Below are 24,699 nucleotides of genomic sequence, written 5' to 3' on the forward strand. Positions count from 1 at the left end.
ATCACGAGGGGACGGGTGCGTCTCCGGCGCCGTTCAACATGGCCGCGTGCAGCATCTTCTCCGGCACGCCCAGGCCCTCGATGAGGGTGAGAGCGTGCGGCCGCAGCCGGTCCACGAGTTCGTTCACACCGCGCCGCACCATTTTCGCCCGTTCCACGGACATGAAGCGGTGCATGATGAACCAGGCCTGGTTCTCCTCGATGGTCTTGTACACGTACAGATCACAGACGGAGCCGGCCAGTTCGCGAGCGGCCTCGTCCTCGATTCCGGCAATGCCTTCGATGAAGGCCTCCAGGACCAGACGATCGATATGCGCCGTGCCCGCGGCGAGAATGTGGTCCTGGGCATTGTTGAACGCCTCGAAGGGCCCGGTGTCCTTGGCGCGGGCCTGCAGTCGATGCCCGGCCGTGCGGACCAGATAGTCCTCGCGGTCGGCGAAGAGCTGCAGCTGGACCGACCGGCGGGACAGGTCCTGATCGTCGACGCCGTCGTCACCGCGATCACGCAGCCGCTGGATGAGCTGCCGCACACCCGAGGCCTCGCGCACCGCGTCCCGAGCCATGGTGGCGGCGAAGCGCACCCAGCCCATGGCGTCGAGATCGCGCACCTCATCGGAGTAGGCGGTCAGCAGATCCTTGGCCACGAGCTGGGTCAGGACCAGATTGTCGCCCTCGAACGTGGTGAAGACATCACTGTCGGCCTTCAGCGTGACCAGGCGGTTCTCGGTGAGATACCCTGCGCCGCCGCAGGCTTCGCGACATTCCTGAATCGCCTGGGTGGCGTGCCGGGTCTGCGCGACCTTGAAACCTGCCGCGCGCTTCTCCAGCGCCCGCTGTGCGGACTCCTCGGTCGCCTGTCCGGTCTGCACCAGATGCATGCGCTGCACCAGATCGTTCTGCGCGAATTGCAGTGCGTAGGCGCGGGCCACCAGCGGGAGCAGGCGGCGCTGATGACTGCGGTAGTCCATCAGCACGGTCTCGACACCCGTATCGGGATCAGCGAATTGGCGACGCTGCTCGGCGTAGCGGACGGCAATGCTCAGGGCCACCCGGGCCGCCGCGGCCGCCGCGCCGCCGACACTGACCCGGCCGCGCACCAGGGTGCCGAGCGTGGTGAAGAACCGCCGGCTCGGGTTGGCGATCTCGGATTTGTAGGTGCCGTCGGGTTCCACGTCGGCATAGCGATTGAGCAGGTTCTCGCGCGGAATTCGCACCTGGTCGAACAGGATTCGGCCATTGTCGACACCCGGCAGACCGCCCTTGAGACCGTCGTCGGAGGTGGTGACGCCGGGCAGATCCTTACCCTCCGCATCCCGGATCGGCACCAGGAAGCAGTGCACGCCCTGCGATTCGCCACCGGTCACCAGCTGCGCGAAAACCGCTGCCATGCGGGCATGTTCGGCTGCGCCGCCGATGTAATCCTTACGCGCGGAAGGCGTAGGGCTGTGCACGATGAACTCTTCTGTGGCAGGGTCGTAGGTGGCTGTGGTCTCCAGGTTGGCCACATCGCTTCCGTGACCGGTTTCGGTCATCGCGAAGCAGCCGAGCAGCTCCAGCGGGAGCAGCGCTTCGATGTACCGGCGGTGCCTCTCGGTACCGAGGTTTTCGACCGCACCGCCGAACAGACCCCACTGCACACCGCACTTCACCCACAGCGACAGATCGGTGTAGGCAAGCATTTCCAGTGCGGTGACAGCCCCGCCCGGGTCGCCGGTTCCGCCTTCGACCTCGCGGAAACCGCGTTCGGCCCACCCGAAGGAGGACACCAGATGCATTTGCTCCAGTACCCGCGTTCTCGCGGCCTTGTAATCGAGGTAGGGGTCGCCGTAGAGCCGGGCATCGTCGAGATGCACCCGGGCCTGTTCGCGCACGTCCCGCCAGGGTCCGTCGAGAGCCGCGCGTAGATGTTCCGCTATCGGATCGCCATCGTTCGCCATGCTCCAAAACACTACTGCTATCTCCCTGCTCAACCCGGTGATCTATCGCACCCGTGTACTTTTCTCCTGTGAGCAACGATCTGGCAATCGAGACCGGAGGTGCCCCCGAGGGCATTCTCGGGCGGTCGCGACGGCTACTGACCAGCGTGGTCGGGCATGCGGTCGCGGACCGCAATGCCGTGGCCGACGTCGTGACCGAGGCCCCCGCACCGCTGCAGCCCATCGACCTCACCGACGATGCCGCGGTGACCGAGGTTTTAGACCTGGTCGAGCGGGTAGGCGAAGTGGTGCTCTCGGCGGGTACGGCCGTCATGGACACCACCGCGCAGATCGAATTCATCGCCTCCACCTACGGCTTGTCGAAATGCGATATCGACGTCACGTACAACTCGATCCGCATCTCGGTCGACCGCGGCACCCGGATGCCGCCCGCCAGCACCATGCGGGTGGTCAAGTACCGATCCCTGGATTTCACCCGCCTGGCCGCCGTGGACCGCCTCACCCGGCGGATCCGCCGCGAACTGGTGTCGCCGGAGGAGGCTCTCGCGGCGCTCGAGGAGATCACCTCCGCGCCGCATCCCTATCACCGCTGGATCTCGACCTTCGGCTGGTCACTCATGGCAGCGGCGGTGGCGCTACTGCTCAATGGCGGTCTGCTGATCGCCGCACTGAGCTTCGCCACCACCGCGCTCATCGACCGCACCAATCGGCGGCTCAATCGACGCGGCCTGCCGTTCTTCTTCCAGCACATGGTCGGCGGCATGATCGCCGCGATACCGGCGGTGCTCGTCTCCACCTTCGCCAGCCATCTGCATCTGGATCCGGCGCTCATCATCGCGGCCGGAATCGCCGTGCTGCTGGCCGGTTTACAGCTGTTCGGCGCGGTCGAGGACGCCATTACCGGTGCGCCCATCACGGCGGCCGCGCGCATGCTCGAGGTGGTCATGATGACCGGCGGCATCATCGCGGGCATCGTGCTCACGCTGCGCGTGTCCGAAGTCCTGAACCTCACGACGCCGACCGTCGATATGGCCCCCGGCCGGGATCTCACCAATCTGCCGATGAAGGTGGCGGCCGGCGCGATCACCGCGTTGGCTTTCGCGCTGGCCTGCTACGCCGAACGCCGCGCGCTCACGACCGCGGCGTTCAGCGGCGCGGCGGCCATCGCGGTCTATCTCGTGGTGCAGAACGCCGGTTTCGGGCCGATCGTCTCCTCCGGTGTCGCCGCGATCGTGGTCGGCCTGGCCGGTGGTCTGCTCGCCCGGCGCGCATTGACGCCGCCGCTGGTGGTCGCGTTGGCGGGGATCACTCCCCTGCTTCCCGGCCTGCGCGTCTATCGCGGCCTGTATGCCCTGCTCAATGACGAACAGCTCATCGGCATCAACCAGCTCTTCAGCGCGTTCGCCGTAGGGTGTGCGCTGGCGGCCGGTGTGACGCTGGGCGAATGGTTTGCCCGGGATCTGCGGCGACCTCGAATAATCCCGCGCCTCACCACCATTCGAATCTCCCGGCGCACGGGATCGGTCATTACAACTCGCCCTCCGACAAAGCCCTCTTGATGAGCGTCTGGGCGGCGTCGCCGTAGGCGGCCTGTTCGGCCAGGGCGCGGAAGACCCGCTCGTACAGCACGAGTTCGCGCGGCTGCCGAATGGTCAGCTCGGCGGAGATTGTCTCCACCTGCACCAGGTGGGTATCGAAGAAGGTGAAATTTGTTGTCTCATAGATGAATTCAGCGGTGTTAGGGACGACGCCGACAACCACGCGCTCGGCGGCCAGCATTGTCTGCAGATGCTCGAGTTGCGCTCTGCGGACCGCGCCGTCGCCCACGGACGTGTACAGCGCGGCCTCGCCGATGAGGAAGTGGAAGCGGTGCCTGCCTTCGCGCAGCACGCGCTGCCGTTCCATCCGCGCGGCCACCGCATGTTCGAGATCGTCGGGGCTGCCGAGGAACCGAATGCACCGCCGCAGCACCGCTTCCGCGTAATCGCGGGTCTGCAGCAGTCCCGGCAGCAGCAGGCAGTCGTAGCCGCGCACCAGGCCGGTGGCGGCTTCGCGCTCGATGCTCTGCCGCTGCCTGCGGGCGTGACCGGTGGCCGCGATGCGGCGCCATTCGAGGTGGGCGGCATTCACATTGCGCACGGTCGCAACGAGATCCGGCAGGGCGAGTTCATTCCTGGTGATCCGGCACCACACGGCGAGATCCTCCTCGGACGGCAGCTGCCGGCCGTGCTCTATCTTCGATACCTTCGTCGGCCCCCAGCCCGCGCGCGCGGCCAGGTCCCGGCCGGATATGCGGGCGGACACCCGGAGTTCCCGCAACCGAACCCCGAGCGCCTGCCGCCCCTCGTCAACCCTGGTCACGGAGATAGACGTCGAACGGAACAGCCAACGGCCACAGCTGATCCCGGACCTGGGCGCAGCGGGCGAGCAGCACCGGATCCTCGGTGACCGCACCACCGGCCCATTCGCCCTCGGGCGAGAAGATCGAGAATGCCAGCGGGCCGTCGTCGAAGAGCCACCAGTCGTCGGCGGTGTAGTCGGCCGGATCGACGCGATGCCGGGGCAGGTACCGGACCTGTTCCCCGGCTTCGACATTGCGATCGGTGTGATGCAGCAGGAAGCGGGTGTAGTCGGTGTGCGGTTCGGTCACAATGCGTAATCGCTGGATCAGGGTGCCCTCCTCGGTCACCTCGCGCACAAGCGCATCCCACTCCTGCCAGTCGGCCGGATAGCTGGTCGGCTCCCCCGCCACGAAGTGTTCCAGTTGCTCGTTCTCGGCGGCCACACCGTAGGTGTCCTGCACCTCCAGGTGGAACGCGCGACGATGCGACCGGTACAGGTCATCGAATTCGGAGCGATAGAGCATGCGGGTAACTCGCTTTCAACGCACGAACTTCCACGGCCGTCTCGTGGTCGGGAATCTGCATGGCGGACAGCACGTGGGGGTCGTCGACCACCTCACCGCACAGGGTGAAGGTCCCGTTGCCGGTGTTGTGCAGCGCTGCACCCAGACAGGTTTCGAGTTCCAGAAAGCCGAGCAGTTGATGGGGTATCTCGACAGTGCCCGGAGTGTGGCCGGTGCGCCACCCCTGCACAATGATGCTGTCGCGGTCGGTTGCCCACAATCTGGGTGATCCGTTGCCGCCGGTGGGTCCGCCCAGAAGCCGTATCTCCATGATGCCGTGTCCTTGCTCGAGGCAACTACGAACACATCTCATTATCGCTGGTGCCAGGACGTTTCCAGCAGGAGATTCGAGCAACCTCGAGCAATCTGCTGCCGCCGGGGCACGGCGATCCATACCGTGGAATCCGGAAACCACCGACAGCAAGGGCAATGATGAGCGCACCATCGGCGATCGGCTATCTGCGGCACGACATCTCGAAGGCAAGGCAGGTGTGGGATGAGGCGCAGATCCGCAGCGTCGCCGCCCGCCTCGGCTACGACCTGCGCAAAACCGTTGTCTTCGGCCCCCACACCGACCGCCCCGACCTGCGCCTGCGCACGGTGGTGAGCCGCCTGGGCGTAGACGCCGTGGTAACCCCCAGCCTCGCGCACCTCGGCGGCGAGGTCCCCGACTTTCTGGCGAAAGTGTGCGATGTCATCACGGTCGACCCGGAGACTACCTATGCCCGCTCAGCGAACGACCTGCTGCCGGACTCGGGCGGAGCTTGACGTCCCAGCTCGGCTCGCCCGATAGGATCGATCGGTACCGTCGCCTGGACGAGGAGTGGATGGTGTCCGAACTGCTGGATTGGGCTCGCAAGGAGAACCTACAGCCTGCCCCGATCACCGTGGAGATCTGGAAGACCCTTCCGGAAGACTTCTGCCGACTTGTCGAGGTCGTCAACGGTGAGGCGGTTCGCGCCGAATCTCGCTCCCGCCCACATCAAAAAGCGGCCCGCCGCATTGCCGACTTCATCGAAACGGCAGCCGACGCACACATGAGCCGGTACAACGACGGCTGCCTGGATGTCGACACCGACTTCGATGTGTTGCTCTGGGAACTGCCGCGCGCGACGATCCGGCGGCCGGATGCCGCGCTGTTCGCGTGCGCTCCGCCGGATCTCCGTCCGCTGCACGCATCGATGGTCAAACTTGTGGTCGAAGTCGTCTCCCCCGGCACCGAACGAGTCGACACCGCCGACAAAATGGCGGAGTACGCGTTGGCAGGGATCCCTTGGTATTGGATCGTGCACCTTGCCGACAACGAGGTAGCCGTCATCGAAACCTTCGTACTCGACCACGTTTTGAACCAGTATCGACCGCACCGAACACTCGAGCACACCGACGGTGTGGCCGAGATCGATCTGCCGATCGCGGTCAAACTCGATTGGAGTCGCCTCATCGGACTTGCGCGATGAGCGGCAGAGGAACCTGTTACGCCCGTGAGGGATTCGTTCAGACGGATGATGCTCGCGGTTCGTCGACTACCGGCACCGGAATCTGATTGAGCGCGTAGTACACCGCCAATACCCCGTGCAGTGCCAGGGTCAGCGGGGCGGAGACGAAGGCCAGGGCGACGGTGGTCGGGTAGATGGCTATGCCCAGGCCGAAGCGCCAGCGGGTGGCGCGGGCGGCCTCGACGTCGACGCGCGGGTAGAAGAGGTTGCCGGTGCGGGTCAGGTGCAACCACACCGTTTGGAACAGAATGCCGTGGTAGACCATGAAACTGCCGTAGATGGCGACCGCGATACGCGCGGCATGGCTCCCGGTCCAGGCGCTCACCGACCCGCCCCCGTGACCTTCGGTCAGGTAGTCCGCGACCAGGGCCGCGGGCCAGGGCAGCGCGACAACGCCCATGAGCAGCAAGAGATTCAGGAACAGCAGCGTCCGATCCACCCGCTCGACAAACCCGAACACGGTGTGGTGGTTCACCCACATGATGCCGATATTCAGGAACGTCACCACATACGCCGCATACGAGGGCCACTGATGCCCCAGCTCCTGCCACAGATGATCGCCCGCATTCAGCGGAACCTTGATCTCCAGGATCAACAGGGTGATCGCCACCGCGAACACACCGTCACTGAAGGCCTGTGCCCGCCCCGAATCATTCACAGCCACCGAGACTACTGATGTACCGGTACCTCGGTTTGATCGAATCCACAGGGTCGGTTAGCGTCTGGCGCGCAACGCCGAGTCGGGGGAATATGTTCAACGAGCACGATGACCTCTCCGAGCATCCGGATTTCGCCGGGCCGGAGTGGGGTGAGCGCATTTCGCGCATCGAGAAGGAGTACTCCCGGCGGCAGAGCTGGGGAGTGCGAAAGCATAAGCTGCGCAGCAAATTGCCGATCATCGCTGTGATAGCGGTGGTGGTGGGGCTGCTGGCGATCTGGCACGAGACGTCGGGGGCGGTGGGGCTGCAGTCCTCGGCCACGCCCGCGACGACCGCCACCTCGCGGGCGCCGGAAACGGTGCGGGTGAATCTCAATATGCCGTTTCTCAATACGCCCGCGGCGGATTGGGCCGACGGCGCGGACGGGTTCCAGCCGCCGCCCGCCGCACCGGTGGCCGGGTACGACGCCGCTGCGGTGTCCGCGGCCTATGAGCAGGTGCGAGGGGCGATGATCGCCCAGCGGCTGGATCGGACGGCTATGGCCGCCGATGACCCCGGACCTGCCCTATCGCTGTTCGCACCGAAATTCCGCGCCGACGCACTGCAGCGGACGCGGGACAACCCCGATGACCACGGCAACTACTACGTGACCGCCCTCGCGCCCGGCACGCAGTTGCTGCCGTCCTCGCCGAAGGTCAAGGGCAGCATGACCGCCGGAGTCGATGAGGACGGCAACCTGGTGGTGCACACCAATTACATCGTCGCCTACGCCTTCGACCCGGGTAATCCGCAGCGCGTCCGGCGAGCGCTCGATCTGGTCGCCGTGGTGCGCTGGGAAGTGGACTACTCGGTGGTCACCGATCGCCGATACGCCGCGGACAGTCTCGGGCTGTGGCTCGACCACGGGCAGGGCGATATCTACTCGATGGATTGCGCCTGGTCCAGGAAAGGGTTCCTCGCCCCCACCATCGGCGCGGCACAGGGCGGCGGCGCCACCGGGTCCGGACACGACTCCGACTACTACTTCGACCCGAGCCATCCGCTGCCGCAGACCGACGGTTGCAAATAGACTCGTATTGCGCATAACAGCATGTAAATGACTGTGCCGCAATCGAAGAGCGAAACACGATAATGCCGATCGCGATCTTGCTTGTTACCGTGACATATGAACCTGTTCGCGCGATGGGGTGATCTGGCCTGCCGATGGCGGTTCGGGGTCATCGGAGTGATGGTGGCGGCGCTGCTGTCACTGGGTGGGTACGGCCTCGGTTTGGACGACCATCTGAGCTCCGGCGGACTGTTCGATCCGTCGGCGGAGTCGTCGAAGGAGGGTGCGCTCGCCGATAAGTCGTTCGGTCGCAATCACGATGGCGATGTGGTGGTGCTCTTCACCGCACCCGAGGGCAGGACCGTCGACGATCCCGACTTCAGCAGCACCGTTGTCGATCATCTCAACAGTCTGCCGCGCGATCACCCGGATCAGATCGCACGCATCGTGGGCACCTACTGGCCCACCGAGACCGGCGCGGTCTCCTCGATTTTCGTGACCAAGGACAAGACCCGCGCGACCGCCGCCATCGCGCTGCGCGGTGAGAACGACACCGATCTGCTTCTCAACTACCGGACGGTCAAGGACGACTTCACGATTCCGGGCATCAATGTTCAGGTGGGTGGGCTGCAGCCGATTTCGGGCACGCTCAACGACACCATCGCCGTCGATCTGCACCGTATGGAATTGATGGCCATTCCCCTCGTGGGATTGCTGCTGTTCTTCATTTTCGGCGGTGTTGTCGCCGCCGCGCTGCCGCTGATCATCGGTTTGCTCACCATCTTCGGCGCCTTCGGCATCGTCCGGTTCGTCGCCAATTTCACCGAGGTGAATTCCTTCGTCTCGCCCGTGGTTTCAATGATCGGGCTCGGATTGGCCATCGATTACGGGCTGTTCATCGTCAGCCGTTTCCGTGAGGAACTGGCCGCCGGGTACGACACCCGGACGGCGGTGCGGCGCACGGTGATGACGGCGGGGCGCACGGTGGTGTTCTCCGCGACCATGATCGTCGCGAGTCTCGGTGGCCTGCTGCTGTTCCCACAGGGCTTCCTGAAATCCATTGCGTACGGTGCGATTGCGACCGTGACCATCGCGGCGCTCACCGCTCTCACCGTGCTGCCGGCGGTGCTGGCCATTCTCGGGCCGCGCGTAGACATGCTGGGGCTGGACCGCTTTCGGCGAACCAAGTCGGCCGCACCGATGGAGAGCGGGTTCTGGGGCCGTACCACCGGGTGGGTGATGAAGCATCCGCGAAAGGTGGCCATCCCACTGCTGCTCGGCCTGGTGTTGCTCACCTTGCCGATCCGGAATCTGGTCTTCGGCGGCTTCGGCGAGAAGTATCTGCCGCCGGACAATCCGACCCGCATGGCGCAGGAGGAGATCGACAGGTACTTCCCGCTGCGGAAATCCGATCCGATCGAACTCATCTTCGTCACCGGCAGTTCCGGTGCCGTCGGACCGGTCTGGAATCAGGCCAACAACGCGCCGGGGCTGATCGCGAAGTTCGAGATTCCGTCTCGCTCGGTGTCCAATCCCGACGTCTACCGAACCACCGCACCGGTGGGCGATATCAACCATGCCGGCGCCACTATCGAATATCTCCGGAAACTGAATCTGCCCGATGACATGACCGTGCTCGTCGGCGGCGTGCCCGCACTCCAAAAGGACAGCATCGACGCCCTTTTGAGCCGAATCCCGTGGATGATCGCCCTGGTTCTGCTGATCACGGGCCTGCTGATGTTCCTCACGTTCGGCTCGGTCGTGCTCCCCATCAAGGCCGCCTTGATGAGCGGCCTCGGGCTCGGTTCCACGCTCGGCATCCTGACCTGGATCTTCGTCGACGGCCATGGCGCAAGCCTGTTGAACTTCACCCCGCAGCCCGGCCAGGCGGTCATGCTGGTGTTGATCATCGCGATCGTCTACGGCTTGTCCACCGACTACGAGGTGTTCCTGGTATCGCGCATGGTCGAGGCCCGAACCCGGGGCGCGACCACCGACGAAGCCATCCGCACCGGCACCGCCCAGACCGGCGGCATCATCACCGCGGCGGCCTTGATCCTGCTGGTGGTCACCGGCGCCTTCGCCTTCTCCGATCTTGTACTCATGCAGTACATCGCCTACGGCATGATCGCCGCCCTCTTCATCGACGCCACCCTGCTCCGCATGCTCCTGGTCCCCGCCACTATGAAACTGCTCGGCGACCGAGTCTGGTGGGCTCCGGCCTGGATGAAGCGCATCCAGCAGCGCATCGGCCTGGGTGAACCGGTCTTGGACGACGAGCAGCCGCCGCCGCCCCCGGTCTCCGAACTCGTCGGGGCCGCGCGCTGACCCCCGGCCGGACGAGGAGCGCGGACCGATCCCCCAATCTCCCCTGTAGCCAGGCGATTACCCGGCAGACTCCTGGAATGCGGCCTAGCATCTGATCGTGGCCGAGCAGGATTCGATCACCGAGGGCCTCACCGCGGTGTTCGGTGGGGTCGCCGCTGGGGCGATCATCGTGGGGATCGCCGCCGCCGCGCTGAAAAAATTCGGGGACAAGCTCGGCGAGGGCCTGTACGCGTCGCTCACTACGCTGCTCCGCCGGGGCTACGAGCGAATCGCGATCCGCTTCAGCGAGGACCGGCGAATCACCCATTACCGGGCCAAGATTCCCGATGAGTACGGACGACATGTCCTGACTCTGCAGCGGCAGATCGCCGTCGAGTCGGTCTACGTGCACCTCCAGTACGAGAGGGGTGGGCGGCGGCACGACCTGCGGCGGCAGGTGCTCCAGGAGAAGGCCGTGCTCCTGCTCGGCGAGGCCGGCGCCGGAAAGTCCTTACTGTCGAAGCACTTTCTCCTGCATTGGGCAGCGCAACCGCGCAAAGCCAAGCAGCGGCAGAAGATTCCGGTACTGGTGGAGTTGCACCGCTGTGACGGATCGGTGGATCTGCCCGGACTGATCGCGGCGCACTTCCGACTACCGCACGACAAGAACGACAGTCGCGCAGTGGAATTCGTCGCTCAGCGCCTGAATGAAGGCTCTATGCGACTGCTGTTCGACGGCCTCGACGAGGTGAGTGCCGACGAACACGCCGGTGTGGTCGCGGCGATCGAATCCTTCCGGCGAGACCATGCCAGCGGCGACAAGGCGAACTCCGTCGTGGTCACGGGCCGTGGCTCGGCGTACAACGGCAGTCTGAGCGCCTTCGAGGTCATCAAGATCGCCGGTTTCGACGACTCCTCGATCCTTCGATTCCTCGGCCGCTGGCTGGTACTGGAACGTTCCGCCGCCGGCGGGCTGACCGCGGCCGATATTGCCGAATTAGGCACAGCCGACCGCATATTCGAGCAGATCCGGCAGAATCCGCAGCTGCTCCAACTGGCCCGCACCCCCCTGCTGCTGAGCCTGCTCGCCGACCTGTACACCGGCAGCCTGGTGCACAAGGGGCGTTCGTTGCCGTCCTCCCGAGCCGACTTCTACGCACGGGTCACCGACCATATGGTCATGCGCGATCTGCTGCTGGATCGCGGCGAACGCGCCTCCCCGTACCAGCCACGCGACAAACTCGCGGTATTGAAACGAATCGCCGTGTTCATGACCGAGACTCCGGCCGACCAGGGCGACCGGCTCATTCTGTCTCAGGAAAGGCTCCGGGAGGTCCTCACCACCACCCTCGCAGCACTGGACCTGCGCCCCGAGCACGGGCGGGAGCTGGTGCGCGATCTCACCGATCGAAGTCAGATGCTGGTCGGCTCCGATACCGGGGAACGATTCTGGTTCCCGCACAGGAGCTTTCAGGAGTACTTCACGGCGCGAGCACTCGAGGGTCCGGTGGGGGCCGCTCGCCTGCTCGCCGGCTACTGGTCCGATCCGGCCTTCTGGCGCGATACCGTCCGCTTCTGGTGCGGAGACGGCAACAACAGCACCATCGTGGTCCAGCGGCTGTTCGAATCGAACGACCTCAAACATCGCGTGCTGGCGCTCGAATGCCTTTCCGAGGCAAGCGAAATCGACACTCTGCTCGCAGATCGCATTGTGACGCACTTCCTCACCGAACTGCCCCGGACTCCCGAGCCCGCGACGATCGGTGAAGCAGCAGGCATTGTCGAGGCGCTCGGCAGCGTGGCCTCCAGAGACACCGATCGCGGCCGCAGGGTGCGCAGGCACCTCGAAGCACAGGCCGAGGCGGGGGCCGAGCGTGCCATGCGCGCCCTGGCCCGGTCCGGTCGTGCCGATGCCGCACAGTTTCTGGTGAATCTGGCCGTCCGTAACGACGATGCGCTGACCAAGGAGTGCGCGGGGTCGATGGGCGAAGTCGCGGTATCCGCCCTCGCCGATGCGGTGGCGGCTGATCGGCTCTGGCCGGTGGACACGCTCGGCGGTATCGGTACACCCAGTGCGGCAATGGAACTCGCACGCATGGTGTGGTCCGACGATGTGCGCGCGACCTCGTCGGCCTGGTGGCTGTGTGCATTGATTCGAGAACCGAATATCGAAGCGGCACTGGAGGATCACACGCCGCTCGGCTCCGAGGCGACCACCTACGCCGGACTCGACGGCGCCTGGGATCCCTTCACACCCGACCCGCAGGGGCGATTCGCACGGCTCATGCGGAGGGTCGCCCACCTGACGAATACCTCGAGCCCACCGGACTTCCTCATCGAACGGCTGGACCCACGGATCGTGGTACTGCTGTCGAGCCTGACTCTGTTACGCCGTCGACCGCCCGGAAGCGAAGCCCTCACCATCGCGATGAGCGATCAACAGCTCAACCAGGAGTTGTTCATCCGCAGCGACAGACTCGGATACGGCCCGAACTCGCGGCGGCTCCTACACACATACCTGCAACGGTTCTCGTACACCGCGTCCGAGATCGCAATGCTGGACACGCTGCCGCCACCGGTTCAGCGCGCACTCATCAGGTACATGCTGGTGTTCCAATTCACCGCAAACGATGCGGCTCGAGCCGAACTGTGGTCGCGAGCAACACAAGACGTCGAGCACAGTACGGCGGGACTGACACTGTGGTGGCGAGGGATGGCCGGGGTCGCCACCCTGATATTTACCGGCGCCGGGATATATCGTGCGGTCGCGACCATCGCGCACACCTGGGCATGGGGGCCGATATGGCTCGCCTGGCCGATGCTGATCGTATTCGCCGTATTCGCCGTCTCGGCCTCGATCGCCTGGTATCTGGAGGAAGTCGTCATCGTAACGGCCGATCTCGAAACCCTGTGGCGGTCGACCGCGATCGTCACAGGCTGCGCGGCGGCCGCATTGGCGGTGCCCGGTATGTCGACGATCGCCGATTGGATCGGCTGGCCGGCCGTCGCGGTCGGCGCAGTTGTCGTGGCACTGATTCTGATCCAGGTGGACCGGGTGATCAGGAAACGAGACCAGGCCAACACCAACCACTTCCGGCTGATTCTGCAGGAATTGCAAGCAGCCGAGGCGAATCGGCAACAGCGCGCCTGACCAGCTCACCGTAAGGCGGCGGTTGCCGAACGCCCCGTGCTCAGGACGTCTCAGACGACCATGCCGATACTGCGGCCGATATCGACGAGGGTGGCGTCGAAGAGGACGTCGGGGTGGGTGATCGGGATCGGGTAGTTGCCGAAGACCTCGAGGGTGACGTGGCCGTAGAGGCGCGCCCAGAATTGGATCATCACGTAGCTCACGCCGAGGTCCAGCTTCTCGGCGGGGAACTTCTGGCCGGATTCGGCGAGCACGCGCAGCAGGTCGGTCTGGAAGCGGACGAGGTCGTCGCGCAGTTCCGGCGGGATCAGTTCCGTTGCGGGGGTGACGATCTCGTATTCGGTGAGCAGTCGACCGGCGGCGCCGAGGAAGAGCCGCCCGACCGGTTCGCCGAATTGCTGCATGGCGCTGCCGATTCCGGCGACGGTCGGCGAGGCGAAGACCAGGGTGAACTCGCGCGCGTGGGCGAGGGACCAGCTGCGGAAGCCGCGGCAGACGGCGAAGAATCGGATACCGGCGTCGTCGGGCAGCCCGGCGACCGCCGCCTCGAGGTCCGCGGCGAGATCGCCGCAGACATCGGTGCGCACCGCCGCGACCAATTGGTCGCGGGATTCGTAGTACCGGTAGAGCGCGGGGGCGGTGACGCCCAGCTCCCGCGCGATGGCCCGCAGCGTGATTGCGTCGGGGCCCTGCTCCACCAGCAGTGACCGCGCGACGCGGCGGATGTCTGCGTCGCTTACCGCAGGCATCCGGCCGCGTCGACGGGGTTCACTCATTCGTACTTGACCTGCCAGCTCTTGATGCCGTTCAGCCAACCCGAGCGCAGCCGGACCGGATCGGAGACCTGGCTCAGGTTCGGCATCACATCGGCGATGGCGTTGAACATGAGGTCGATCTCCAGGCGTGCGAGGTTGGCGCCCACGCAGAAGTGGGTTCCGGTGCCGCCGAAGCCTACATGCGGATTCGGATTCCGGAGGACGTTGAACTCGAAAGGCTTCTCGAAGACTTCTTCGTCGAAGTTGGCGGCGGAGTAGAACATTCCGACGCGCTGGCCCTTCTTCATCTCCTGGCCGCTGAGCACGGTGTCCTGCAGCAGGGTGCGCTGGAAGGCGATGACGGGGGTGGCCCAGCGGACGATCTCGTCCGGAGCGGTGCGCGGACGCTGCTCGCGGTAGAGCTCCCACTGTTCCGGATTGTCGACGAACGCCTTCATACCGTGCGTGATGGCATTCCGCGTGGTCTCGTTGCCGGCGACGGCGAGCAGGATGACGAACCAGGCGAATTCGTCCGAGCCCATGGCTTCACCATCGACGTCGGCATTGAGCAGCGTGGACATGATGTCCGCGTGGCCGTCGAGGTCGATCGGGCACTTGCGCTTCTCTTCGGCGAGGTTCCACGAGTAGCCCATGACCTCGGCGGTGGCGACCTTGTGGTCACCCTCGAAGTCGGGATCGTCGTAGGAGATCATCTGGTTGGTCCAGTCGAAGATCTTGCCGCGATCTTCCTGCGGAATACCGATGAGCTCGGCAATGGCCTGCAGCGGCAGCTCGCAGGCGACCTGGGTGACGAAGTCGCCGGAGCCGGTCTTCTTGGCCTCGTGCACGATTCGCTCGGCGCGGTCGCGCAGCGCATTGCGCAGCGATTCGACGGCGCGCGGGGTGAAGCCCTTGGACACGATGCGGCGCAGCTTGGTGTGCCGCGGCGGATCCTGGTTCAGCAGCAGATAGCGCTGGACCTCGATCTCTTCACGCATGATGTCGTCGTAGAAGCGGATGACAGCGGTGTTCTCCTCGGAGGAGTACACCTCCGGAGTCTTCGAGATCTCCTTGATGTCATCCATTTTGGTGACGGCCCAGTAGCCGTCGTCTTTGAAGCCACTGCCGGCCTGAGGCACCCAGGCGATGGACTGGGTACGGCGGAGTTCGGCGAACTCCTCGACGGGCAGACGCTGTGCGAGCAGGTCGGGATCGGTGAAATCGAACCCGGAGGGAATGGACGGCGCGGACACGGTACCTCCTTTGGAACACGTTCCGGAGAAGTGAATCACACCACAGCCCCGTTTGTGAACACCTATTACTAAATCATGTTCACTTGAGTGTAGAGGCGATCTCAGTACGCGCCATCTCCCCTGGTCACCGCTCCTATCGTCTTGCAGATCAGCAGGAGGTCCAAGACCATCGACCAGTTCTCGACGTAGGACAGATCCAGCCGCATGGCGTCATCGGGCGCCAGATCCGAGCGCCCGCTGACCTGCCACAGCCCGGTCACGCCGGGCTTGACCAGCAGCCGCCGCCGCATCATCCCGTCATAGGAATCGACCTCGCGGCGCACCTGCGGGCGCGGGCCGACAATGCTCATCTCCCCGCGCAGCACATTCAAGAACTGGGGTAGCTCGTCGAGGCTGTACTTGCGGATGATCCGGCCCACCCGCGTCACCCGGGGATCGTCGCGCATCTTGAAGAAGAGCGGGTTGCCGCCGTTGCCGGCGATGAGCGCGGTGATGTGCGCATCGGCGTCGGCGTACATACTGCGGAACTTGATCATGTGGAACGGGTGCCCGTCGCGCCCGATCCGCTCGGAGAGATAGAACACCGGCCCCCGGCTGCTCACCTTGACCGCGAGGGCGATGCCGATGAGCGCCGGCGCGATGGCCAGCAGCGCGCACAGTGCGAAGCCGAAGTCGAAGAGCGCCTTGCGAATCGATTTGGCGCGGTCGTATTGCGGCTTCTCCACGTGCAGCATGGGCATATCGGCGACCAGGCGGTGGGTCAGCCGGGCCCCGGAGATGTCCACCAGACCCGGTGTGACGATCAGTTCCACGCCCAGCGGATCCAATTCCCATGCCATGCGCCGGAAGTCGGCCGGGCCGAGATTGTCGGTGGCGGTGACGGCAACCGTATCGGCCCCTGTACGGCGGACCGCGTCGATGACGGTGCGGTCGGTGCCGACAATGGGAATCTCCCGGCCGCCGACCTCCAGCCCGCGCTCGACGAGGTCGCCCTCGTCGCGGGTGCAGACACCGATGACCTGATAGCCCGATTCCTGATCGCGCGAGAAGGCCGCGACCATGGCCCGCGCCGCATCCGGGCTGCCGACTACGAGCATGGAGGTGCGATATTCGCCACGGGCGCGCCGCCTGGCTACCCAGCCGCGCCACAGCCGCCGCTCCACCATGAGCCCGAACATGCCCAGCGGCAACGCAATGGCCAGATAACCGCGGGCGACATCCACGCGCAACAGCAGCGAAACAATGGCTACGCCACCGAACAGCTGCAGGGTGGCAGAGACGACCCGTCGGTATTCCTCTGTGCCACTGCCGATTACCCGCAGCGAGCGGGTGCCGCTGAGCGAGAGTGCCAGGTACCAGACCAGCACCAGCACCGCCGAGACCACCGTGTAGCGCACCTCCAGCGGCAGGTTGGTAGCCAGCGTCGGATCCGCCGGCCCGCCGAAGCGGATGAGTTGGGCCATTCCGACGGCCAGGCATACGACCAACAGGTCGCTACCGGCCAGACGGCGTGCGTAATCGCCTTGCCAGCGTTCGCGATCCGAGCGTGGCAACGGTCGGGGCAGCCGATTTACGCGCACTGCTCGACGAGAAGAAACTTCGAAACTCATGAAACGAACGCACCTCCCCCACGGGAGAACTCGGTTCCGATCCCCACTGATCAGTTCCACAGAAGACAGAACAATGTCGGCTCCCCAAGGGTTTTCGCAAGGCGCCAACCTGGGGGACCGCCGACTCTTTCGGTGGCCAGATGCCGAATGTTACACAACTGCGCCACCGACGTCGGTGAAACTTGTGTGCTACCAATGTTTCCACGAGGTTGCCGGAAGCATCGCAACCGGTTTCCCGGTCGTTTCCCCGGATTTCCCCTAATCACGAAAGCACTGGTTGCGCCGGGTGCCACACCCCGTGTGAGGTGGGAGTAACCCTTGAATTGCAAGACTCGGGCGGTTGCCGACCGCCTGCCCCGTTCTGCGACCCGCAGAAAATTGCCGCCCCAGCGCTCACCTGTCACCGGCCGAGCCCAGCGAAGTTGGCGAATCCTGTTGTAACGTAAGGCCGGATCGAGCCGACCACAGTGCAGCCGGCCTTGCGCCGGTGCCGGTCTCGGTGAAAGGTGGGGATTCTGCGTGCAATGCCGTCTATGCGCGTCCGAACGTTTGGTCAGCGTGCTCGATCTGGGGGCTACTCCGCCGTGTGAAAAATTCCTCACCGCGGCGGAACTCGACCAACCGGAACCCACGTTTCCGCTGCATCTGCGGGTCTGCGAAAACTGTCTGCTGCTCCAGATTCCGGCGCTCATCACGCCCGCGGAGACATTTACGGAATACGCGTATTTCAGTTCTTATTCGGACAGTTGGGTACAGCACGCAAAACTCTTCGTCGAGGACGCGACCGCACGTCTGGGGCTCGACAGTGAATCGCTGATGATCGAAGTCGCCAGCAATGACGGCTATCTGCTGCAGCACGCGGTCGCCGCGGGCATCCCCTGCGTGGGCATCGAACCGTCGGTGAACGTCGGCGCCGCGGCCCGCGAGAAGGGCGTGCCGACCGTGACGGCCTTCCTCGACGAGGCCCTCGCCGCGCAGGTTCGCGCCGAGCACGGCGCCGCGAATCTTGTTGTGGCCAACAATGTTTACGCCCACATACCGGATCTGCTGGGGTTCACCCGGTCGCTGCGCGCACTGCTCGCGGACGACGGCTGGCTCTCCATCGAGGTGCATCACGCGCTCAATCTGGTGGCGCTGGGCCAGTTCGACACCATCTATCACGAGCATTTCCAGTACTACACCGTGCTGTCCGCGCAGCGAGCGCTCGCGACCGCGGGCCTCACCGTGGTCGATGTGGAACTGCTTGGCACGCACGGCGGTTCACTGCGCCTGTGGGCCCGGCCGGATGCCGTGGCCGAGCCCTCCGAGCGCGTGGCCGAGGTGCTGCGCCAGGAGGCCGAGGCCGGGCTGCACGACGTCTCCGGCTATCTCGCGCTGCGGCCACGCACCGAGCTGGTCCGCCAGCAACTTCTGCGCTTCCTGCTCGAGGCCAAGGCCGCCGGCAAACGAGTGGTCGGCTACGGCGCACCCGGTAAGGGCAATACCCTGCTCAACTACTGCGGCATCCGCCCGGATCTGCTCGAGTACACCGTGGACCGGAACCCGTACAAGCACGGCAGATTCACACCCGGCACCCGCATTCCGATCCACGAGCCCGAGCGCATCGACGCCGACAAACCGGATGTGGTGCTGGTGCTCCCGTGGAATCTGGAATCCGAGATCACCGCGCAACTGCGCCCGGTGATCGACCGGGGCGGCGAGCTGGTCTACCCGCTCCCCGCCCTGCATCACGCACAACCCTTTGCGACGCTCGATGACGCCGCCGCATCGAATCATGCAGAGAGGCAAGCGAAGTGAAAGTTGTACTGTTCTGCGGCGGCTACGGCATGCGCATGCGCAACGGCACCGAGGACATGATCCCGAAGCCCATGCAGATGGTGGGCCCACGCCCGCTCATCTGGCACGTCATGCGCTATTACGCGCACTTCGGGCACAAGGATTTCATTCTGTGCCTGGGCTACGGGGCCGCCCATATCAAGAACTTCTTCCTGACCTACCAGGAGTCGGTGTCCAACGATTTCGTCATTCGCGGCGGCCAGGTCGAACTGCTGCAATCGGATATCAGCGACTGGACGATCACCTTCGTCGACACCGGCGTGGAATCGCCTATCGGGGAACGACTGCGGCGGGTGCGCGACCATCTCGACGGCGAGCGCTACTTCCTGGCCAACTACGCCGATGTGCTCACCGACGCCCCGCTGGACGAGGTGGTCAGGGACTTCCGCAAATCCGGGGCCGCGGCCTCCATGATGATCGTGCCGCCGCAGTCCTCCTTCCACTGCGTGGATGTGAACTCGGCCGGCGAGGTCAAGAACATCACTCCGGTATCGCGCCTGCCCATCTGGGAGAACGGCGGCTACTTCGTGCTCACCCAGGAGATCTTCGATCATCTGCCCCCCGGTGGTGATCTGGTGGAGGACGCCTGCGGTGCGCTGGCCGCGCAGGGCCGGCTCTTCGGCTATCAGCATCACGGCTTCTGGAAGCCCGCCGACACCTTCAAGGAGCGCGCCGAACTCGACGCGGGATATATGACGGGCGATCGCCCCTGGATGGTGTGGGAGCAGCCCACACCATGATTCGACTCGGCACGGGCGCGGTCCGTGAGATCGCCCTGGTGGCGGCGCACTGCGACGATCTGGCCATCGGCCTCGGCGGCACCCTGCTGGCGCTGGCGAATACGGTTCCCGGCCTGCGCATCCGAGCCCTCGTGCTCTCCGGGGCCGGCACGGAGCGGGCCAGGGAGGAGCAGGACGCGCTCGCCGCCTTCTGCCCCGGCGCGGATCTGGACCTGCGCATTCTCGATGTCCCGGACGGTTATGCCCCGGCGCACTGGGAGCGGGTCAAGGATGCGGTCGCGGCGCTGCGGCGCGGCAGCAGTCCCGAGGTGGTGTTCGCCCCGCAGCGCGGTGATGCCCACCAGGATCACCGCCTGCTGGCCGAGCTGACACCCACCGAGTTCCGCGATCATCTGGTGCTGGGCTACGAGATCCTCAAGTGGGAGAACGACACTCCGCAGCCGGCCCTCTTCCATCCGCTGCCCCCCGGCATTGCCGAGCTCAAGGCCGAGCTGCTGTTGAAACACTATCCCTCACAACGCAATCGGGACTGGTTCGACGAGCAGTCCTTCCTCGCCCTCTCCCGCCTGCGCGGCGTCCAGTGCCGCGCGCAGCACGCCGAGGCATTCCTGCTCGACAAGGCCACCATCACATTCGGAGGTGCATGACCATGCGCGTACTCGTCACCGGACATCAGGGATATCTGGGGACGGTCATGGTGCCCGAGCTGCAGCGGGCCGGTCACGAGGTGACCGGCCTGGATATCGGGTACTTCGCCGACTGCGTGCTCGGGGAAACGCCGCCCGCACCACCGACTCTCACCGTGGACCTGCGCGAGGTGACCGCCGATCAGCTCGCCGGGTTCGATGCCGTCGTGCACCTGGCGGCGCTGTCGAATGATCCGCTGGGCGCGCTGGCGCCGCAGATCACCTACGACATCAACCATCATGCCTCGGTGCGCCTGGCCCGGCTGGCCAAAGATGCGGGCGTGCAGCGCTTCCTCTACGCCTCCACCTGCTCGGTGTACGGGGCGGCCGGTGCGGATCTGGTCACCGAGGACGCACCGCTGCGGCCGCTCACGCCCTACGCCGAATCCAAGGTGCGGGTCGAGGACGATGTGGCCGCGCTCGCCGACTCCGGCTTCGCTCCGGTATTCCTGCGCAATGCCACCGCTTTCGGCTTCTCGCCGCGGCTGCGCGCCGATATCGTGCTCAATAATCTGGTCGGGTACGCGGTGCTCACCGGTGAGGTGAAGGTGCTCTCCGACGGCACCCCGTGGCGGCCGCTGGTGCATGCGCAAGATATTGCCCGCGCGTTCGCCACCTGCCTCGAGGCCCCCGCCGAGGCCATCTACTGCCGGGCCTACAACGTGGGCACCGAGACCAATAACCTCACCGTCGCCGAGATCGCGCAGTCCGTGGTCGAGGCGGTCCCGGGTTCCACGCTGGCCATCACCGGTGAGAACGGCGCGGACCCGCGTTCCTATCGGGTCGATTTCTCCTACGCGCGCAAGGAACTCGGCTTCGACGCGATCTGGAGCATTCCGGACGGCGCGGCCGAGCTCTACCGGGAGTATGTGGCACGCGGACTGACCTCCGACGCCTTCTTCCAGCGCTACACCCGGCTCGCGCACCTGACCTCGCTCAAGGATGCGGGTGTGCTCGACGACGAACTACGCCGCATCCGGATCGGCGCCTGAATGCCCTCAGCGCCCGAAGGCCGCGAGCAGCTGCTGCCACGAATTGGCGGCGGCGTCGCGGTCGGAGACCACCGTGACCGGTTGCGGCCAGGCGATGGCCAGATCCGGATCGTCGTAGGCGATGCCGATGTCCTCGGCCGGATCGTGCGGCCGGTCGATGCGGTAGCAGACGTCGGCCACCGGGCTCAGCGCCTGGAAGCCGTGCAGAAATCCGGCCGGCACGAACAGGTTCCGGAAATCGGTGTCATCCAGCAGGAAGGCCTGCTGCTGCCCGAAGGTCGGCGAGTTCGGGCGAATATCCACCAGCACGTCGTGCACCGAACCGTGCGAGCAGCGCACCAGCTTCGCCTCACCGCGCCCGGCCCGCCCGTGCATGCCGCGCACCACGCCGCGATAGGAGCGCGACTGCGAATCCTGCAGGAAGGTCGCCGAGTAGCCGGGCGCCTGCAGGAAGCTGTCGAACTCCTCGGCGTCGAAGGTCCGGGTGAACAGGCCGCGGCCGTCGCGGAAGGGCTGCGGCGAGAGCACCAGGACGTCGGCGAGCTCGGTGGTTTCGATACGCACCAGGTCATCGTGCCATGAGCGCCGATTCGACGCGGGGATGTTGCGGTTGTGGTGCCGTATCACTGATCCGGGTACTGGACCTGGGCAAAATGCCTGCCGCAGACCATTTTCCGCCTGTCGGCGCGCCTGCCGAGGCGGTCGACAGCACCCATCCGCTGGCCATGGATCTGTGCACCGAATGCGGTCTGGCGCAGCTCGCCGAGGACGACACCGTCACGGCCGAACCCCGCGGGGTGGAGCCGCAGGCTCTTCGTGATCAAGCCGCCGACGCCCTGGCCCGGGTCTCGGCCGCCGGGTGGTTGACCGGCCGCACCACCAGGGAATTCGGCAGTCCGCACGGCGGGAGTTGGCTGCCGCTGCTGACCGGCTTCACCGAGACCGAGGATCCGGCCGATGTGGTGATCGACTGCTTCGGCATCATGCACGAACCGGATCAGCGGGGCGCCTTCGCGCGGCGGGCGGCGGCCACCGCACCGGACGGGGTGCTGCTGCTGCAGTTCCACTCGCTGCATGCCATCGTCGAGCAGGGCCAGTGGAATGCCCTGCGGCACGGCCACTTCGCCTACTACTCGCTGACCGCGCTGCGGCGACTGCTCGCGGATGCGGGGATGCGGATCGCGGCGGCCTGGGGGTTCGACCTGTACGGCGGAACGGTTCTCGTGGCCGCCGTGCACGCCCCGGCCGAAAGCTCGGAGGCGACCGGCGATGCGCAGGTCGCCCGGATACTGGAGGCGGAGATCAGCCTCTTCGGCGCCGAGCCCGATACCGCCGCCGAGGCCGTGCGAAGTCTTCAGCACGCCGCTGACCAGCAGGCCGCCGCTCTGCGCCGCTGGCTCGAGTATGAAACACTTTCAGGTAGCCGAATCTTCGCCTACGGCGCCGCATCCCGAGCCGTCGCACTACTGCATCTGGCCGGAGCACACCGTGGGCTGCTGGCGGCGGTCGCCGACGCCTCGCCCGCCAAACAGGGCCGGCGCATGCCCGGTACCGATATTCCGATCATCGATCCGGCGGAACTGCTTGCCGCTCAACCGGATCGAGTACTTCTCACGCTGCCGGACCTACTGCAGGAGGTGCGGTCGCGATGGCCCGGGCTGGAGGGAAGGTGGGTGGTCGACATCCCCGAGACAATCTGAGCGGCAACAGGATCAACCCGCAGGCGATGTGGAGTCTGTGGTGTATCAATAGTGGGGAATCTATTGCACGCGTAGGGATTACGCAGTTCAATCTGATGAGGGAACGGAACAACCATGGGGAACACACAGCGCGTGGTGGTCACGCGCGCCGCGGCGACCGCAGTCGCCGCCACTGCCTTTCTGACACTGGGCGGCGGAATGTCCACCGCCGCAGTCGATGCCGATAATTCGATCGTCGATCAGCAGGGTCGCACCGTCGAAGCCATCTCCGCCGATACCCGTATCGATTTTGTCGCACCGCTGGACGGCAACCCGCTCACCCGCGAGTGGTTCCACAGCGGCAAGGCCTGCTTCAGGGTCACCTCGCCCGACGATGACAAGTGGTCCGGCCACGTCACCATCGGCTATCAGGTCGGCTATCCGGCCACCTTGACCGGGAAGATCTCTTTCCAGTACCAGACGCCCAGCCTCGAATTCCAGATCACCCAGCCGCCCGCGCTCAACTTCTTCAATCTCATTCCGACGGTGGGCGGCGAGCTGGATGTGGGCTTCGGGCCGGGTATTCAGTCGGTGGACGCCGCCGGCGGCGATGTGTCCGGCAAGGACGGCTGCCTCACCATGTCGGGCTTCCACGGCACGGTGACCGGCGTTCTCGGTCAGACCACCATCCGCCCGTTCGTCCGGCTCACCAGCAGCGGCGGCGATACCGTCGTCGCCTACGGGCCGCTGTCGCACAGCTAGTCGGCCTGCCGCCGGTACAGTCCGAAAACCGGTTCAGTGCAGCAGCTCCGGGCGGCGCAACAGTGTTGCCGTCGCCCGGATACGCGCTCGATCGGCGGCCGCGCGGGCCAGGCGCAGATCGCCGCCGAGCACCGCGCCCCGGCCGATCAGCTGTGGGTACTCCTGGCCCAGCCGATGATGGAAGCGCAGCATCTCGCTGAGCTTGCTCACGGTCGAGGTATTGCTGCACAGGTTGAAACTCGAATTGCGCCAGGCCGCCAGGACCTGCTGCATACCGTAGAACATGCCGAAGGCGCTGACGCGCGCGAACAGGTCCACATCCATGGGGAAGACCAGGTCGCCGCGGAAGCCGCCGACGCGCTCGAAATCCTTGCGCCGGAACATGGCCGCGGCGGTAGGCCCGAAATCGGCGGGGCCGCGGCGCACGATGGTGCGCATGAGCGCCTGCGCATTGCGCGGGCCGAGCAGATCGGGCAGACCGAGATCGGTCTCCTCGATATTGCCGCCCTCGTCGATGACCTGGAACTTCGAGGCGCAGATGGCGATTCCATTGTCGCCCATGACCTCCAGCTGCGCCTCCAGCGAGCCGGGCAGCAGGATATCGTCGGCGCAGACCACCTTCACCAGGCGGCCCTTGGCCAGCGAGACGGCCTTGTTCCAGTTCTCGCCGATCGGCAGCGTCTCTTCGTTGCGGACGATGCGCATGCGCGGATCATCGAAGGATCTCGCCACCGCGCCGGTATCGTCGGTGCTGGCATTGTCGAGGACGATCACCTCGAATGCGGTGTCCTGGTCGAGAATCGAGCGCAGTGTTGCGCCCAGTGTGCGTCCGGAATTGTAGGCCGGAACGCACACCGACAGGTTGACCATCGTTCCCCCTGAGC

General features: G+C 65.5%; 22 protein-coding genes. 12 read left to right on the forward strand and 10 right to left on the reverse strand.

Features of this window, described 5'->3' with window-relative positions; translation table 11 throughout:
* Position 1: 1 nt before the first annotated feature.
* On the reverse strand, positions 2-1,936 hold the full coding sequence (locus OG326_RS27975) for an acyl-CoA dehydrogenase family protein (RefSeq protein WP_327140107.1): 1,935 nt from the start codon (positions 1,934-1,936) through the stop codon (positions 2-4).
* A gap of 68 nt (positions 1,937-2,004) precedes the next feature.
* Between OG326_RS27975 and OG326_RS27980 the strand changes: the two genes are divergently transcribed.
* Positions 2,005-3,495 carry a threonine/serine ThrE exporter family protein gene (locus OG326_RS27980; protein WP_442790836.1) on the forward strand — a complete coding sequence of 497 codons (1,491 nt, stop codon included), beginning with the start codon at positions 2,005-2,007 and terminating at the stop codon, positions 3,493-3,495.
* Here OG326_RS27980 and OG326_RS27985 read toward each other — a convergent pair.
* The 3 genes from OG326_RS27985 to OG326_RS27995 are packed head-to-tail and all read right to left on the reverse strand — an operon-like array spanning position 3,464 to position 5,112.
* Positions 3,464-4,297, reverse strand: a complete 834-nt coding sequence (locus OG326_RS27985; RefSeq protein ID WP_327140108.1) for a helix-turn-helix domain-containing protein — start codon at positions 4,295-4,297, stop codon at positions 3,464-3,466. The two genes, OG326_RS27980 and OG326_RS27985, sit on opposite strands and share 32 nt — an antisense overlap.
* Positions 4,284-4,802, reverse strand: a complete 519-nt coding sequence (locus OG326_RS27990) for a DUF6879 family protein (RefSeq protein WP_327140109.1) — start codon at positions 4,800-4,802, stop codon at positions 4,284-4,286. The genes OG326_RS27985 and OG326_RS27990 overlap by 14 nt, the downstream gene beginning before the upstream one ends.
* Positions 4,777-5,112 carry a hypothetical protein gene (locus OG326_RS27995; protein ID WP_327140110.1) on the reverse strand — a complete coding sequence of 112 codons (336 nt, stop codon included), beginning with the start codon at positions 5,110-5,112 and terminating at the stop codon, positions 4,777-4,779. The genes OG326_RS27990 and OG326_RS27995 overlap by 26 nt, the downstream gene beginning before the upstream one ends.
* Positions 5,113-5,273: 161 nt before the next feature.
* On the opposite strand from OG326_RS27995, the gene OG326_RS28000 reads away from it, so the two are divergent.
* The gene (locus OG326_RS28000; RefSeq protein ID WP_327140111.1) at positions 5,274-5,609 is read left to right on the forward strand and encodes a hypothetical protein; all 336 of its coding nucleotides are present in this window, start codon (positions 5,274-5,276) and stop codon (positions 5,607-5,609) included.
* Positions 5,610-5,671: 62 nt separating this feature from the next.
* Positions 5,672-6,298 carry a Uma2 family endonuclease gene (locus tag OG326_RS28005; protein ID WP_327140112.1) on the forward strand — a complete coding sequence of 209 codons (627 nt, stop codon included), beginning with the start codon at positions 5,672-5,674 and terminating at the stop codon, positions 6,296-6,298.
* Positions 6,299-6,335: 37 nt separating this feature from the next.
* Here OG326_RS28005 and OG326_RS28010 read toward each other — a convergent pair whose 3' ends face one another.
* Complete coding sequence (locus OG326_RS28010) at positions 6,336-6,995, reverse strand: TMEM175 family protein (RefSeq protein ID WP_327140113.1); 660 nt, start codon at positions 6,993-6,995, stop codon at positions 6,336-6,338.
* A 92-nt stretch (positions 6,996-7,087) separates the two neighbouring features.
* Between OG326_RS28010 and OG326_RS28015 the strand changes: the two genes are divergently transcribed.
* The 3 genes from OG326_RS28015 to OG326_RS28025 all read left to right on the forward strand — a co-directional run bounded on the left by OG326_RS28015 (position 7,088) and on the right by OG326_RS28025 (position 13,502).
* Positions 7,088-8,065, forward strand: coding sequence for a hypothetical protein (locus OG326_RS28015; protein ID WP_327140114.1), 978 nt, complete (start codon positions 7,088-7,090; stop codon positions 8,063-8,065).
* A 102-nt stretch (positions 8,066-8,167) separates the two neighbouring features.
* Complete coding sequence (locus tag OG326_RS28020; protein WP_327146605.1) at positions 8,168-10,372, forward strand: MMPL family transporter; 2,205 nt, start codon at positions 8,168-8,170, stop codon at positions 10,370-10,372.
* Positions 10,373-10,469: 97 nt separating this feature from the next.
* On the forward strand, positions 10,470-13,502 hold the full coding sequence (locus OG326_RS28025; protein WP_327140115.1) for an NACHT domain-containing protein: 3,033 nt from the start codon (positions 10,470-10,472) through the stop codon (positions 13,500-13,502).
* A 50-nt stretch (positions 13,503-13,552) separates the two neighbouring features.
* On the opposite strand, the gene OG326_RS28030 is transcribed toward OG326_RS28025, so the two are convergent.
* From OG326_RS28030 to OG326_RS28040, 3 genes are all read right to left on the reverse strand, one after another.
* Entirely contained in the window at positions 13,553-14,251 is a 699-nt protein-coding gene (locus OG326_RS28030; RefSeq protein ID WP_327140116.1) for a TetR/AcrR family transcriptional regulator, read from the reverse strand.
* A gap of 23 nt (positions 14,252-14,274) precedes the next feature.
* Positions 14,275-15,510 (reverse strand): cytochrome P450, encoded by a 1,236-nt coding sequence (locus tag OG326_RS28035; RefSeq protein WP_327140117.1) that lies wholly within the window; start codon positions 15,508-15,510, stop codon positions 14,275-14,277.
* A gap of 101 nt (positions 15,511-15,611) precedes the next feature.
* On the reverse strand, positions 15,612-17,090 hold the full coding sequence (locus OG326_RS28040) for a sugar transferase (protein ID WP_327140119.1): 1,479 nt from the start codon (positions 17,088-17,090) through the stop codon (positions 15,612-15,614).
* A 549-nt stretch (positions 17,091-17,639) separates the two neighbouring features.
* Between OG326_RS28040 and OG326_RS28045 the strand changes: the two genes are divergently transcribed.
* From OG326_RS28045 to OG326_RS28060, 4 genes are read left to right on the forward strand one after another with little or no spacing between them, the layout of a single operon-like run.
* Positions 17,640-18,917, forward strand: a complete 1,278-nt coding sequence (locus tag OG326_RS28045; protein ID WP_327140120.1) for a class I SAM-dependent methyltransferase — start codon at positions 17,640-17,642, stop codon at positions 18,915-18,917.
* Positions 18,914-19,696 (forward strand): sugar phosphate nucleotidyltransferase, encoded by a 783-nt coding sequence (locus tag OG326_RS28050; protein WP_327140121.1) that lies wholly within the window; start codon positions 18,914-18,916, stop codon positions 19,694-19,696. Before OG326_RS28045 ends, OG326_RS28050 begins: the two co-directional genes overlap by 4 nt.
* A complete protein-coding gene (locus OG326_RS28055; RefSeq protein ID WP_327140122.1) occupies positions 19,693-20,343 on the forward strand; it encodes a PIG-L deacetylase family protein in 651 nt (216 codons plus the stop codon). The genes OG326_RS28050 and OG326_RS28055 overlap by 4 nt, the downstream gene beginning before the upstream one ends.
* Positions 20,344-20,345: 2 nt before the next feature.
* The gene (locus OG326_RS28060; protein WP_327146606.1) at positions 20,346-21,374 is read left to right on the forward strand and encodes an NAD-dependent epimerase/dehydratase family protein; all 1,029 of its coding nucleotides are present in this window, start codon (positions 20,346-20,348) and stop codon (positions 21,372-21,374) included.
* A gap of 6 nt (positions 21,375-21,380) precedes the next feature.
* Here the strand turns inward: OG326_RS28060 and rfbC are convergent, their stop codons facing one another.
* Positions 21,381-21,938, reverse strand: a complete 558-nt coding sequence (rfbC, locus tag OG326_RS28065) for a dTDP-4-dehydrorhamnose 3,5-epimerase (RefSeq protein WP_327140123.1) — start codon at positions 21,936-21,938, stop codon at positions 21,381-21,383.
* Between the two features lie 14 nt (positions 21,939-21,952).
* Here rfbC and OG326_RS28070 point away from each other — a divergent pair, with 14 nt between their 5' ends.
* Both OG326_RS28070 and OG326_RS28075 read left to right on the forward strand, forming a co-directional pair.
* Positions 21,953-23,074 carry a methyltransferase domain-containing protein gene (locus tag OG326_RS28070; RefSeq protein ID WP_327140124.1) on the forward strand — a complete coding sequence of 374 codons (1,122 nt, stop codon included), beginning with the start codon at positions 21,953-21,955 and terminating at the stop codon, positions 23,072-23,074.
* 114 nt (positions 23,075-23,188) lie between these two features.
* Positions 23,189-23,815: an MspA family porin gene (locus tag OG326_RS28075; protein ID WP_327140125.1), complete on the forward strand. Its 627-nt coding sequence runs from the start codon at positions 23,189-23,191 to the stop codon at positions 23,813-23,815.
* Between the two features lie 33 nt (positions 23,816-23,848).
* Here OG326_RS28075 and OG326_RS28080 read toward each other — a convergent pair whose 3' ends face one another.
* Positions 23,849-24,685 carry a glycosyltransferase family 2 protein gene (locus OG326_RS28080; RefSeq protein ID WP_327140126.1) on the reverse strand — a complete coding sequence of 279 codons (837 nt, stop codon included), beginning with the start codon at positions 24,683-24,685 and terminating at the stop codon, positions 23,849-23,851.
* Positions 24,686-24,699: the final 14 nt, after the last annotated feature.

The organism is Nocardia sp. NBC_01327, from assembly GCF_035958815.1.
Lineage (GTDB): Bacteria > Actinomycetota > Actinomycetes > Mycobacteriales > Mycobacteriaceae > Nocardia.

Bases quoted from the DNA above. Each gene is read 5' to 3' on its own strand.
- OG326_RS27975 (WP_327140107.1), bottom strand. From the start codon at position 1,936: ATGGCGAACGATGGCGATCCGATAGCGGAACATCTACGCGCGGCTCTC.
- OG326_RS27990 (WP_327140109.1), bottom strand. From the start codon at position 4,802: ATGCTCTATCGCTCCGAATTCGATGACCTGTACCGGTCGCATCGTCGC.
- OG326_RS27995 (WP_327140110.1), bottom strand. From the start codon at position 5,112: ATGGAGATACGGCTTCTGGGCGGACCCACCGGCGGCAACGGATCACCC.
- OG326_RS28000 (WP_327140111.1), top strand. From the start codon at position 5,274: ATGAGCGCACCATCGGCGATCGGCTATCTGCGGCACGACATCTCGAAG.
- OG326_RS28015 (WP_327140114.1), top strand. From the start codon at position 7,088: ATGTTCAACGAGCACGATGACCTCTCCGAGCATCCGGATTTCGCCGGG.
- OG326_RS28030 (WP_327140116.1), bottom strand. From the start codon at position 14,251: ATGCCTGCGGTAAGCGACGCAGACATCCGCCGCGTCGCGCGGTCACTG.
- OG326_RS28055 (WP_327140122.1), top strand. From the start codon at position 19,693: ATGATTCGACTCGGCACGGGCGCGGTCCGTGAGATCGCCCTGGTGGCG.
- OG326_RS28060 (WP_327146606.1), top strand. From the start codon at position 20,346: ATGCGCGTACTCGTCACCGGACATCAGGGATATCTGGGGACGGTCATG.
- OG326_RS28070 (WP_327140124.1), top strand. From the start codon at position 21,953: ATGAGCGCCGATTCGACGCGGGGATGTTGCGGTTGTGGTGCCGTATCA.
- OG326_RS28075 (WP_327140125.1), top strand. From the start codon at position 23,189: ATGGGGAACACACAGCGCGTGGTGGTCACGCGCGCCGCGGCGACCGCA.
- OG326_RS28080 (WP_327140126.1), bottom strand. From the start codon at position 24,685: ATGGTCAACCTGTCGGTGTGCGTTCCGGCCTACAATTCCGGACGCACA.